Below are 12,523 nucleotides of genomic sequence, written 5' to 3' on the forward strand. Positions count from 1 at the left end.
GAAAAAGCGACAGGACTGGTATCAGGAGCTGGCCGTTACAGGGACTCGACGACCACACCTTGTTCGGACAACCGTATGCGGGACGCTCCGTACTCTTTTTTAGTTCTTAACACTTCATTGCCAAAACTGCTTTCCACACCGGCAAAAAGTTGCTGTGTCACCTCGATACAAACAGACAACAATAACTGCCGTCTTTGCTCTTCCAGCTGTTTAATGTCCGCAATAAAAGCCGAAGCAATACTGCGATGTTCTTCAAACTCTTCGACCATAGCAGCCATTTGTTCTTGTACTGCCGGCGATTTATCCATCTGTTTGAGCTGGTCTACATGCTGCTTCACCAGTTCCATTTCAGCTTTTAAACCCACTAAACTAGTGCGTAACACATTTTGTTTTTCGATCAATGGGTCCATTTGCTTGTTCAGTGTTATCTGTAACAAACTGCCGGAGGGAGCCCCAAGATTACCACAGCGCAAGCCATTTCCCAGATAATAGCGGCCACCAACAATTTTCCCATTGGCTTTTTCTTCAGTACCAGCCAATACCGAATCCGCTTCAACCTGACAATGCAGTAATTGTTTGGCAACCGTCAGACGACCTTCGCATTTGATGCTGGCATATTGCGCCAAAGTGCAGTGCACGTTGCCTTTGGCTCGTACTTGCGTACTCAGCACAGTATCTGCACCCACTTCGCTGACCTGATGGCCAATGATGGCACCGCCTATGGTGATATCACCACCAGACTCAATCAGTTCACCTTCAAAGATACCTTTGACAAACACATTGCCGCCAGCAATCACTTTCATCGCTTCTGCGACGTCGCCGTTAATGACCACAGCGCCTTTAAAAATAATATGACCCGAACCCGCATCTACTTTACTAATGACAAAAACTTCGTCCACGGCAACGCAGTTATCCAGTAAACGTGGCATGCCATCACGACTGGCTACTAATAAATCAGGGTTATCAGCAGACACAGCAGAACCTTCTGCAGTGCCCCAGGGTAATTGTTGACCATCAAGCGCAGACAACCGAGTGCCAGTAACAGTCATCCCCTCTTTGCCTTTTGTTGGCGGATGACGACGCATCAGCGCTTCACCGGTTTTCACTGAAGCAATAGCGCCAAAGTCGCGTAAATCCACCTTGCCCTCAGAACGGGCTATAGGTTGTTTGCTGCGGTTGGACATGTCGCGGATTAATAGCTCGAATACAGAATCACGGCCTGGTGTCGGTAATTTGCCTGCCGCTATTTCGGCGCTGATTTTGCTACCAGGTTCTGCCCGGCTGGCCTGAGCCACTAACTGAAGAATTTGTTCTTTCTGGAAACCAAAAACTATACCGGCTTCTTGTCCGGCCTTGACGGCCTCGTTGGCAGAAACAGGATTACCGCCGTATGCAGCTGTGATTTCCGCTGTAGCGAGCATAGCATCGCTGCTGATCTCTACTTTTAATTGGGCGTGTATACGTTCAGCAACTTTGTATTTTAAAACATGGCCTTCGGCCTGCAGCTGTTGTTTGATTTTTTGCTGGATTTGCTGGTATTCCAGCAACAGATTTTTGACCTGGTCCTGCAGCAACAAACAACGGCCATAGCCCGCTTGCTGCAATTGCGATTTTAATAAGTCAGCAGTCAGATTTGTCTGAGTGACGGGCATGTGAATAAAGACTAAATCGTCTTTGAGGCTGAATTGACACGCTAACACGTTTACTGTCACAAGCAATTACCACTTTATAGAGCAAGCCGCCACTACAACAAATTCATCAGGCATGAGAACTATCTACGCCCGGATTCAGGATTTGTGCCTAATAACTATTTAAATATAGTTCTCTTGGTGGATACGGATAAATAAATCTGTTCCCGCTTTGCTGTAATCTACTTTGTACTCTTTATTATTCAGCGCCTGAATAAATAACAAGGTCTTGTTTTCGCTGAATACGTCTGAACTGGCAATATCTACCAACTCCAGATAACGAGCTTTAGCGTCCACTTTGCTGGAAGGAACTTCTTCGGTAAATATTTTCACACCATGGCGAGTCGCCACAATAACCGGATCACCAGTATCATTAACAATAACTAAATCCACTTTTTTCTGTTTGTGGATCAAGGTATTACGTCCACTGACTAAAAATGCTTTTTCGTAATTATTCATAACTGAAATACCGTTTTTAATTTTATTTTATAGCGCCATTATGATACAGACGCACATCAAGTGTCTAGGTGACTGTATTGTTTAAACATTGTAACCGGATTTGATTCACTTTGCGGCAAAAATCAGCAGGTTCAGTGCCTATAGAAGTTATTGGAATAAACAGATCAAAGCCGGTTAATTGCCGCAATAATTGCATGCGTCGGGCAAACATTGCAATAGCCCCTTTGTAGCTGCGTACTGCAGTCCTGTATTCACCGACTTCAATTAACAGATCTGAAGGGCAAGTACCGGTCGGGCAATTGCGGCCTAAGGCAGCGATAAGCAGGTGGCGCTGTTCCACCATCAGATTAACAGCCAGACGAGGCTGCAGTTGTAGCAAGAACTCATCATAGTCACGCAGTTTCACACCTACATAAGCTAATTCTTCTCCCGCAAGCTCGGGAATGGCGATAAAAGACAAGCCCTGCCACGGCACAAACCAGCGGCCTTTATGATGCACATAAGCAAAACCTTGTTGATCTAGCTCTATCACATACAAAGGTTCTGTCAGTTTGGCATAGCCAGCGAACAGGCCTAACAGACAACAAATCAGCAATAACACCCAGGCCGTGCTGTGCAGCAGATCGGGGATCAGCAGCAACAACAACAGCCATAACAGCAAAGCTGCACTGCTGAACAACAGGGTTTTGACGCCACCTCTGGCTGTAGCTGCTCTGTACTGGAGTTTTTCCATTAATCCATATACCAAAAATAAAAAGCCGCCATCAGCACAACCCAGACAATGTAAAAGCGCATATTGTGGCAAAACTCACACTTTTGTTCCGACATTCGCTCCTCCGATACGACCAACACCTGAGTCATTGCGATAACCAGTGCACTGTGTTGGCTAATATTCCCTACAATAAAGCCCATTATTTAAAGAGTACCAGACTGGAGTTACCGTGACGCAAAAAAATTCGCGCCTGATATGGGTTTTACTAATTGGCATGTCCGCATTTGTTGTCTACCTTTTTCTTCAAAATCAATCACCTGCAGAAGAACAAAAAGCGACAAACGCAGCCACTTTAGTGACGACTCAAGTGGTCAGCCCTTCTGTCTTAGTACGTCAGGTAACCAGCCTCGGTACTGCTCTTGCGAATGAGTCAGTGCAAATCGTGACGAACACCAGTGACTACCTGACCGCCTTGCATATCAATGAAGGTCAGCGTGTTGAAAAAGGCCAATTAATTGCACAGTTAAATGATGTGGAAGAACGTGCCCGTGTTGCTGAATTGTCTGCCTCTTTGCTGGATCAAAAACGTCAGCTAGACAGGGTGAAAAATCTGGCGAAAACTCAGGCCACAGCTCAGTCTTTACTAGACGAACAACAAACCAGAGTAAATACCACCCAGGCTCAGCTCGACGCGGTAAAAGCACGTTTGAATGAAATGACCATTCGCGCCCCTTTTAGTGGTGTGCTGGGTTTACGTCAGGTCAGTGAAGGAGCTTATTTAACTTCTGGCACAGTGCTGACCACGCTGGATGATTTAAACCTCATTCGACTGGAATTTAGTGTGGCTGAATATTATCTGGCTCAGTTAAAACCTGGCATGGCCGTTAACTCCAGCAGTGTTGCTTACCCTGGCAAAGTATTTACTGGTCAGATCAAGGCCATTGATACCCGTTTAGACCCTGTCACCCGCTCTGTGAAAGTGCATGCTTTAGTGCCTAACGAGCAACTGGAGTTACGTCCAGGCATGTTGCTGAATGTGGGGGTGACATTGGATGAGCTGCAAGCGCTGCAAATTTCTGAAAAGGCTATTGTGCCGTTACAGAATAAGCATTATGTGTTTGTGGTGAACAAAGACAACAGTGTGACACAAACCGAAGTTCAGTTAGGCCAGCGTATGCCGGGTCTGGTGGAGATAGTGTCTGGTCTGAGCTCAGGTGATGAAGTGGTGATTGAAGGCACCACCAAAATCCGTTCTGGTTCATTGATCACTAAAGTGGGGCAATAAACATGTGGCTTTCAGACGTTTCGGTCAAAAGGCCGGTTTTTGCCACAGTAGTGAATCTGATCTTACTGATTTTCGGTATTGTCTGTTTCACTATGCTGCCACTGCGCGAATTCCCGGATATTGATGCGCCTATAGTGACCGTCAGCACGGATTACCCTGGTGCTTCAGCAGAGATTGTTGAGACGAAAATCACTCAGCCGATTGAAGATCGCATCTCGGGTATTGAGGGCATCAAAAACATCAGTTCCAACAGCCGTGATGGCCGTTCTAACGTCACTATCGAATTTAACGTGAACCGCGATATAGACGCAGCAGCCAACGACGTGCGCGAACGCGTATCCCGAATTCTGGATAACCTGCCGGATCAGGCTTTCCCGCCTGAAGTATTTAAAGCAGACGGAGACGATGACACTATTGCCTGGTTTGTACTGAACAGCGAAACCATGACCAACCTGGAATTATCCGACTACGCCGACCGTTACATCGTCGAACGTTTTTCAGTAGTAGATGGTGTGGCCCGTATTCAAATTGGCGGCGAACGCCGTTATGCCATGCGTTTGTGGCTGGACAAAGATGCGATGGCCGCCCGTGGTGTCACAGTGCAGGATATTGAAACTGTGCTGCGCGCAGAGAACGTTGAGCTGCCCGCCKGTAACATCAAATCTGAAGACCGCAATTTTACCGTTCGGGTGGTACGTACCTATAAAACCCAACAAGACTTTAACCGTTTAGCCATTAAACGGGGGGCAGACAATTATCTGGTGCGTTTAGGCGAAGTGGCTCAGGTGATTTTAAGTTCGGAAGACGAAGAAAACGAATTCCGTGGCGACGGTAAAAATCTGCTGGGGATTGGCATTATCAAACAGTCCAAAGCCAATACGCTGGATGTAGTGAAAAATGCCCGTGCTGAAATGGAAAAAGTAAAAGCCACTTTACCTGCAGGCACTACGATAGAGCCCGGCTACGATTCCTCTTTGTTTATCGCAGAGTCTATCAAAGAGGTATACAACACGCTCGGTATTGCCATGGGTATGGTGGTGCTGGTGATCTTCCTGTTCCTGGGGAATTTGCGCGCCACCTTTATTCCGGCAGTGACTGTGCCTGTGGCTTTAGTTGCCGCAGTGACTGTGCTGTATGCTTTGGATTTTTCCATCAACTTATTAACCTTGCTGGCTATGGTGCTGGCGATAGGTTTAGTCGTAGATGACTCCATTGTTGTTTTAGAAAACATCTATCGCCGTATTGAAGAAGGCGAACATCCGCTTTTAGCCTCGTATCGTGGAGCCCGTGAAGTTGGTTTTGCGGTAGTGGCCACTACTCTTGTATTAATTTCAGTCTTTGTACCTCTGGTGTTTATGCAAGGTGAGCTCGGGAAACTCTTTACTGAGTTTGCGTTAGCTGTAGCAGCGGCTGTGGTGTTCTCAGGCATTACAGCTCTGACACTGTCCCCTATGCTGGCCAGTAAATTACTGACCCACAAAAAACGCGAATCCCGTTTCAGCGCTGCTATGCACAAAGGCTTTGCGAAGCTGGAAACCGGGTATCGTAATCAACTGAATGGCGTGATGAATTATCGTTGGCCTACGCTCGCTGTGTTAGTGCTGAGCTTTGTCGCGACTCTGCTGCTGCTGAAACTCATTCCGTCTGAACTGGCGCCACAAGAAGACAGAGGAACCTTTTTTGTCAATATGAGTGGTGCAGAAGGCGCAAGCTATGGCAACAACAGCCGGAATATGCGGCTGATAGAAGATTTGCTGATGCCCTACTACGAAACAGGTGAGTTTAACCGCTTGTTGATCAGGGTTCCTGGCTGGGGCAATTCTGGAGGTGTGGCTATTGTCGGCACCGAAAACTGGACCAACGGCAAAAGACGGACCTCAGAGCTGATGCAGGAAGTCAGCGGTAAGCTGAATGAATTGCCAGACGTCAAAGCTTTTACCTTTATGCGCAGCGGCTTAGGTGGCGGTCGTGGTGGTGGTCGTCCTGTGCAGTTTGTTATTCAGGGCAATACCTATCAGGAACTTGTAGAGTGGCGTGACATAGTACTGACCAAAGCCGCAGACAATCCAAATCTGCAAATGCTGGATCATGACTACAAAGAAACAGTGCCTCAGGTGCTGGTCGAAATTAACAGCGAACGGGCTGCCGATTTAGGTATCTCTGTGGGTGCTGTGGGTCAGGCGCTGGAAGCTATGCTGGGCGGCCGCAGGGTCACAACTTTCCTCGACAGAGGCAAAGAATATGATGTGATACTGGAAGGTGAAGACAAAGATTTTGCGCAACCAGGCAGTATCAGCAATGTGTATGTGCGTTCTGCCCAGTCTGGCCAGTTGGTTCCGCTGGATAACTTAGTGACATTAAAAGAAGCGGCAACGACATCCAGCCTGAACCGTTATAACAGGATGCGCAGTATCACTATCACAGCCAATCTGGCACCAGGTTACAGCTTAGGTGAAGCTTTGGAGTTTTTAGAAACCACGGTCAGAGAAAATATCGAAGCGCCGGTGGGGATAGACTACAAAGGTGAATCCCTGTTGTTTCAGGAAAGTGGCGAATCAACAGTACTTATTTTTGCACTGGCGCTTTTGATCACCTACCTGGTACTGGCCGCTCAGTTTGAAAGTTTTATCCATCCTTTTGTGATCATGCTGACAGTACCGCTGGGTTTAGTCGGTGCTTTGGCTGGTCTGTATTTAGCTGGTATGACGCTGAATATATACAGTCAGATAGGCTTGGTGATGCTGATAGGTTTGGTGGCGAAAAACGGTATTTTAATAGTCGAATTTGCCAATCAGCTGCGTGACGCCGGAGTAGAGTTTGAAGAAGCCATTAAACGCGCTTCCGCCTTACGTTTACGTCCTATTGTGATGACAGCTTTTACCACTGTATTCAGCGCTATTCCGTTGATTGTCACGACTGGCCCGGGCTCAGAAAGCCGGATGGTGATAGGGATGGTGATTTTCGCGGGCGTGGGTGTCGCCACTTTGCTGACGATTTATGTAGTACCAGTGGCTTATATGGTATTGGCCCGTAATACAGGCTCACCACAAGCCATCAGTAAGCAATTGGAACAACTGGACTCTGAAGCGCCAGCCAAATCAGAACAGCCTCACTAAGCTCTTCATCACAGCCTCTGCACTCTTAACAGTGCTGCAGAGGCTGTTCTTTATCCGGTTGATACCCTCCTGTTTATGTTCTTTACCAACACAATTCATTAGTCTTTGTTATAGATCTGGTTTATTCAGTTAAAAATCAGCTACCTTAGCCACAGACAAATGCTGCTGAAGGGAACAAAGGACAATGGATTACTGGCTGCTGGTATGCGCACTTTTTCCTGTGCTGAGTGTGTTTCTTTTTCTGGTGATCTTACGCTGGCCTGCCCGTAAAGCTATGCCCTTGTGTCTGCTGGGTACTGCGGTTCTCAGTGCCACTTTATGGGCTGTACCAGCTTTACACATTGCAGCCAGTGTAGCTGAAGGTCTGGTGATCGCGGCCACTGTGTTGTGGGTGGTGTTTGGTGCTTTATTGCTGCTGAACCTGCTGGAAAACAATGGCAGCTTTTTACTGATCCGCCGTGGTTTTGCCAGCATCTCCAGCGATCAGCGTATTCAGTTATTGTTTGTTGGCTGGTTACTGGTGGCATTTCTAGAAGGGGCTGCAGGTTTTGGTACTCCGGCTGCTATAGCCGCACCTTTGTTGATTGCTTTGGGCTTCAAGCCTCTGGCTGCTGTGGTACTGACCTTAATCGCAGATTCTGTGCCTGTATCTTTTGGCGCTATTGGCACTCCGGTGTTGGTGGGGCTGACTAATGGTTTACCTGGTGTTTCGCCAGAGTTTATTCAACAAAGTGCAGTGATGGCGGCCAGTATTGATTTGTTTTGTGCCAGTTTAATTCCGGTATTGATGTGTCTGTTGTTATGCCGTTATTTCAGCGATAGCCCAAGCTGGCGTTCGGGTTTGGCTATTGCACCACTGGCTTTTTTATCAGGTCTTTGTTACAGCCTGCCTGCCTTTTTGGTGGCCCGTTATCTTGGACCTGAGTTTCCGTCTTTGTTGGGAGCTTTGTCTGGCTTGATGTTACTGAGCCTGTTGGTACGGTTTGGTATAGCTGTACCCGCTGTGGTGTGGCGTTGCCAGCCTGAAGCGCAGGAAACAGCAACGGAAAACAGTGCAACACTGAGCAAACTCAGTGTATTCAAAGCCTGGAGCGCTTATGTGTTGCTGGCAACCTTGTTGATCCTCAGCCGGCTGGAGTTTTTGCCTTTTAAAGCAATGCTGCAGGCTGTCGAATTGCAGTGGGCAGACATTTTTGGTTCGACCTTATCAGCCACTGTGCAACCTTTGTATTTGCCAGGAACCTTATTTGTACTGACCGTCTTAGTGCTGCTGCCATGGCAAACAGAGCGTCGCCAGCTGCTGTACAAAGCGACGACTGAAAGTTTAAGCAGGATCTGGCCTGCAGCTATTACTCTGGCAAGCGCTGTGCCTATGGTGCGATTGTTTTTACATTCAGACCTGAACAGCGCTGAATTGCCTGCTATGCCTATGTATCTGGCCGCCATTGCCAGCGAACATCTGGCAGATATCTGGTTATGGTGTGCGCCATGGGTCGGGGCTTTGGGTTCCTTTATTGCTGGTTCTGCAACCTTTTCTAATCTGATGTTTGCCAGTATGCAGCAACAACTGGCGACAGACTCAGAACTGCCGCTGCAATTGGTACTGGCATTGCAAATGTTGGGAGCCAATGCAGGCAATATGCTGTGTGTAGTTAACGTAGTTGCTGCAGCTTCAGTGGTCAGATTAACAGGTCAGGAAGGTGAAATTATGCGCTTCACTCTGATCCCTATGGCGCTGTATTGTTTGCTGGCAAGCAGTGTTGCAGTGATGATTTCAGGCTTTATAACTTAGCAGCAGGAGTCAGTGCATCAGCACGTTTTGTCTGATAACGCTGCACCACTGTTGTTATATCACCCTGCTCATACAATTTCTGCCAGGCTTTTTGCAGTTTGATTAACATAGGTTTGGACAAGGTCTTTTTACTGAAGCCAAAATACACCGGGCTTTGGTACACCAGTACTAAAGGGTGGTATTTTTTAGCATTTTTATACTTATTGTTTTGCCAGTAGTGCAGTACAGTGTCATCTTCTAATATCGCATTCACCCTGCCGGCCTCCAATAACGCCAGCTTGTCCTGAATGCTGCTTATGCTGACTAATTGCCGGGCAAAAAAAGGATTCTGCTTAAGCAGCGCAAATTCTTCACCGTAATAAGCGCCATTTAATTCAGCGATGCGGCCCAGATCCACATCACGGGTTAAGTCTTTTAAGTTTGATACTTTAGGTAGTTTATCCGGATCACCAATCAGCCAGATGGATTCAATATGATGGGGGCCGATAAAAGCAAAATCACGTCTTCGCCCTTCGCTGTAGGACAGATGACTGACTAAATCCAGCTCGCCGGACTTAATTTGCGCCAAAGATCGCAGCCAGGGGCTATTGATAAATTGCAACTCGCAGCCAACTTCTTTTGCCAGCAATTGCAGCAGTTCTATACTTTGTCCTTGCCAGCGTTGATCTTTAAACACCAGATGAGGGGGAAAGTCAGTTTCCGCCGCCATCCGCAAGACACACGCATGGCTCAGGCCGCAGTAAAACAACAGTGCAGGCACAACAGCAGACAAGAGGTGTTTCAGCATTTACTATCCCATCGCTCAGATCAGACAACTCTACTATTGCACGGCCGAAACCGCTTTACCAGAATCCAGGGTATGGCTTTGATGAATTTGTTCAGGCTCTGCTTGTTTCCGCCTTGCATTCGTTTTATTGTCAGTGATGTAAACGGTTAGTTTTATTCGTTAAGTTAAAGATAGGAAATTATAAGCGTGAATAAAAAACTACTGCTGCTATCTGTTGGATTTTGTTGCTCTGTTTTTTGTGGTTCAGCMCTGGCTGCCGAAAAAGGCAAAATGGGCCTGGCGCTGGATATTGATGTCGAAGGTGGCTTTTTTAATCCCACTCTGGCCAGTGCTAAAGTGAAAGGAGTTGTTGCCGGTGGCGCGGCGGAAAAAGCCGGGGTGCTGGTTGGCGATCAGATCCTGAAGATCGCTGACTGCAACATTCCAGGCTGCCCTGCGGATGATGCCAAAACCCTGATGAAAAAGCGCCGGGGTGAGTCCGTTACTTTGTTGATCAAACAAGCCGATGGTACTGAACTGACAAAAACTGTGATCGCAGAATAGCCTTTTCGGCTCTGCATACTTCAATTAAGCCTTCCAGACAGCCAGACTTTTCTGCTGACGTTTGGCTCCCTGCTCTGCTACACTGCGCTGGTTTTGTTTAAGGTGTTCTGCAACAGTGAATAACTAGTGCAACGAACCGAAGAGGGAAACAGGTGTAAATCCTGTACTGTACCCGCAACTGTAAGCCGCTGCTGCCCTGTCAACAAGCTGGCAAGTCAGATGTCCTGCCTTTACAAACCTCAGGCGTTGCAACTTTTTGCAGCACACAGTGCGGGCTTACACTGTGCCGGAACTCTGTGGCTTTGTTGCTGCTTGTCCTGGTCCCTGCCCGTTTTTTAATGGAGCGTTTCAGTGGGCCATACCCTGGTTGTCGAATTTTTGCAGGTGCAGTTGCATATAGATCAGCAGCAGATTTTAACTGAGCTGACGTTTGCTATTGAGCAGGGTCAATTTGTTGGCTTGCTTGGCCCCAATGGCGCAGGAAAAACCAGTCTGTTACGACTGCTGCAAAAAGAATATCACCCATCTTCCGGCCAGATTAAGTTTAAAAATCAGCCTCTTGGCAGTTTTAGTCAGTCTGAACTTGCGGCCAAAGTAGCCTTAGTCAGTCAGTTATCCGGCCCTTTATTTGATTTAACAGTGGCTGATGTGGTGCTGATGGGGTTGATTCCGCATAAAGCCTTGTGGCAAACCAATACAGAACACGACCTGCTTCAGTTAAAGCAAAGCCTGGAATTGGTGGGGCTGGCCGATAAAGAGCGTCACTCCTTTGCCCATTTATCAGGCGGTGAACAACAACGGGTGTTATTGGCCCGCGCTGTGATGCAAAAACCTCTGTTGTTATTGTTAGACGAGCCCACCAACCATCTGGATTTGTATTATCAGCATCAGGTGTTGCGTATTGCCAAAGCGCTCTCTATTACAGTGATCGCCAGTATTCATGATTTAAACCTGGCTTCACGGTACTGCGACCGCTTGTTGCTGCTGAACAAAGGCCAACTGGTGGCTGATGGCACCGCAGAAGAGGTGCTCACTCAAGAGCTGCTGACAGAGGTATTCTGTATTCCTTGTTTAATCGATCAAAACCCTTTTGGTGATTGTCCCCGGGTTAGCTTTGGTTATAAGGACGACTTATGAGCAAAGTGTTATTGGCTGCTTTGCCTGTGCCCTTGCGTCTGTTGCTTGCGCTCGTGCTGTTGTTGCTGGTGTGCTTTTGTGCATTAAGCACAGGGGCTGTGCCTATTTCTATCAGCGGATTATTTGGTTTATCCCCTTTAGATGAAATGCAATCGACTGTGCTGTGGCAGCTGCGTTTCCCTCGTTTACTACTCGCCTTACTGGCAGGTTCAGGTTTAGCTCTTTGTGGGGCTTTACTGCAAAATGCCAGCCGTAACCCACTGGCTGATCCTTATTTATTTGGCATAGTGTCAGGAGCTGCATTAGGCGCGACCATTGCCACTATAGTGCTGCCAGAATGGCAATTGCTCACGCCACTGTTCGCCTTTTTTGGTGCTTTGCTGGCAGTTTTTCTAGTGTTGGTGATAGGTGCCAGTAGTCGCTGGCAGCGGCTGGAAAGTTTGTTGCTTTGTGGCGTGGCTGTCAGCTTTATGCTCAGTGCCATCACTACGGCCTTGTTGTATTTATCTGAACCTTTTGCTGCCAACCGCGTGATGTTCTGGCTGATGGGCAGTTTAAGTCAGGCCAGTCTGACTCATGTCGCTTTTATCAGCCCTTTGGTGTTTATCACCTTGCTGCTGGGTTTGTTGTATCGTCGCCAACTGGACGCTTTGGTATTAAGCGACGAAAGCGCCCGTAGTTTAGGGGTCAATGTGCAGCCTTTGCGTTTAGTGATTTTGCTGCTTTGTGCTGCGGTCAGTGCTGCTATTGTGGCTTTTTGTGGTGGTATCGCCTTTGTCGGTTTGATGATCCCTCATCTGGTGCGCTCTTTATTTGGCTTATCCAGCGTGGCTTTGTTACTGGGATCAGTCTGGCTGGGCGCAGTGTTTTTAACAGGTGTGGATACTTTATCCCGCAGCATACTACCCGAGCAGGAATTGCCCATAGGAGTGGTTACGTCAGCCATCGGCAGCCTGTTCTTTTTATCGATGTTATTTAAATACCGCCGCGGTTAAACGGAGTCG

General features: G+C 47.6%; 10 protein-coding genes and 1 riboswitch. Of the genes, 6 read left to right on the forward strand and 4 right to left on the reverse strand.

Going from position 1 to position 12,523, the window contains the following annotated elements:
• Window positions 1–35: 35 nt before the first annotated feature.
• The 3 genes from P3C17_RS13980 to P3C17_RS13990 form a co-directional block, all read right to left on the reverse strand.
• Window positions 36–1,712 (reverse strand): FapA family protein, encoded by a 1,677-nt coding sequence (locus P3C17_RS13980; protein WP_300930016.1) that lies wholly within the window; start codon window positions 1,710–1,712, stop codon window positions 36–38.
• Window positions 1,713–1,811: 99 nt separating this feature from the next.
• A complete protein-coding gene (locus P3C17_RS13985) occupies window positions 1,812–2,147 on the reverse strand; it encodes a hypothetical protein (protein WP_300930017.1) in 336 nt (111 codons plus the stop codon).
• 64 nt (window positions 2,148–2,211) lie between these two features.
• A complete protein-coding gene (locus tag P3C17_RS13990; protein ID WP_233078329.1) occupies window positions 2,212–2,880 on the reverse strand; it encodes a DUF2982 domain-containing protein in 669 nt (222 codons plus the stop codon).
• A gap of 208 nt (window positions 2,881–3,088) precedes the next feature.
• Between P3C17_RS13990 and P3C17_RS13995 the strand changes: the two genes are divergently transcribed.
• The 3 genes from P3C17_RS13995 to P3C17_RS14005 all read left to right on the forward strand — a co-directional run bounded on the left by P3C17_RS13995 (window position 3,089) and on the right by P3C17_RS14005 (window position 9,052).
• A complete protein-coding gene (locus P3C17_RS13995; RefSeq protein WP_300930018.1) occupies window positions 3,089–4,144 on the forward strand; it encodes an efflux RND transporter periplasmic adaptor subunit in 1,056 nt (351 codons plus the stop codon).
• A gap of 2 nt (window positions 4,145–4,146) precedes the next feature.
• Entirely contained in the window at window positions 4,147–7,260 is a 3,114-nt protein-coding gene (locus tag P3C17_RS14000; RefSeq protein ID WP_300930019.1) for an efflux RND transporter permease subunit, read from the forward strand.
• 184 nt (window positions 7,261–7,444) lie between these two features.
• Window positions 7,445–9,052 (forward strand): L-lactate permease, encoded by a 1,608-nt coding sequence (locus tag P3C17_RS14005; protein WP_300930020.1) that lies wholly within the window; start codon window positions 7,445–7,447, stop codon window positions 9,050–9,052.
• Here P3C17_RS14005 and P3C17_RS14010 read toward each other — a convergent pair.
• The gene (locus P3C17_RS14010; protein WP_300930021.1) at window positions 9,042–9,839 is read right to left on the reverse strand and encodes a transporter substrate-binding domain-containing protein; all 798 of its coding nucleotides are present in this window, start codon (window positions 9,837–9,839) and stop codon (window positions 9,042–9,044) included. The genes P3C17_RS14005 and P3C17_RS14010 overlap by 11 nt on opposite strands.
• A 186-nt stretch (window positions 9,840–10,025) precedes the next feature.
• Here P3C17_RS14010 and P3C17_RS14015 point away from each other — a divergent pair, with 186 nt between their 5' ends.
• The 3 genes from P3C17_RS14015 to P3C17_RS14025 all read left to right on the forward strand — a co-directional run bounded on the left by P3C17_RS14015 (window position 10,026) and on the right by P3C17_RS14025 (window position 12,514).
• Window positions 10,026–10,382, forward strand: coding sequence for a PDZ domain-containing protein (locus tag P3C17_RS14015; protein WP_300930022.1), 357 nt, complete (start codon window positions 10,026–10,028; stop codon window positions 10,380–10,382).
• Between the two features lie 83 nt (window positions 10,383–10,465).
• A riboswitch (cobalamin riboswitch) is annotated at window positions 10,466–10,629 on the forward strand.
• A gap of 104 nt (window positions 10,630–10,733) precedes the next feature.
• Window positions 10,734–11,519, forward strand: coding sequence for an ABC transporter ATP-binding protein (locus P3C17_RS14020; RefSeq protein WP_300930023.1), 786 nt, complete (start codon window positions 10,734–10,736; stop codon window positions 11,517–11,519).
• On the forward strand, window positions 11,516–12,514 hold the full coding sequence (locus P3C17_RS14025) for an iron ABC transporter permease (RefSeq protein ID WP_300930024.1): 999 nt from the start codon (window positions 11,516–11,518) through the stop codon (window positions 12,512–12,514). Before P3C17_RS14020 ends, P3C17_RS14025 begins: the two co-directional genes overlap by 4 nt.
• Window positions 12,515–12,523 lie beyond the last annotated feature (9 nt).

The sequence above is a fragment of the Rheinheimera sp. 1928-s genome, from assembly GCF_029269265.1.
GTDB lineage: Bacteria > Pseudomonadota > Gammaproteobacteria > Enterobacterales > Alteromonadaceae > Pararheinheimera.

Bases quoted from the DNA above. Each gene is read 5' to 3' on its own strand.
- P3C17_RS13985 (WP_300930017.1), bottom strand. From the start codon at position 2,147: ATGAATAATTACGAAAAAGCATTTTTAGTCAGTGGACGTAATACCTTG.
- P3C17_RS13990 (WP_233078329.1), bottom strand. From the start codon at position 2,880: ATGGAAAAACTCCAGTACAGAGCAGCTACAGCCAGAGGTGGCGTCAAA.
- P3C17_RS14005 (WP_300930020.1), top strand. From the start codon at position 7,445: ATGGATTACTGGCTGCTGGTATGCGCACTTTTTCCTGTGCTGAGTGTG.
- P3C17_RS14010 (WP_300930021.1), bottom strand. From the start codon at position 9,839: ATGCTGAAACACCTCTTGTCTGCTGTTGTGCCTGCACTGTTGTTTTAC.
- P3C17_RS14025 (WP_300930024.1), top strand. From the start codon at position 11,516: ATGAGCAAAGTGTTATTGGCTGCTTTGCCTGTGCCCTTGCGTCTGTTG.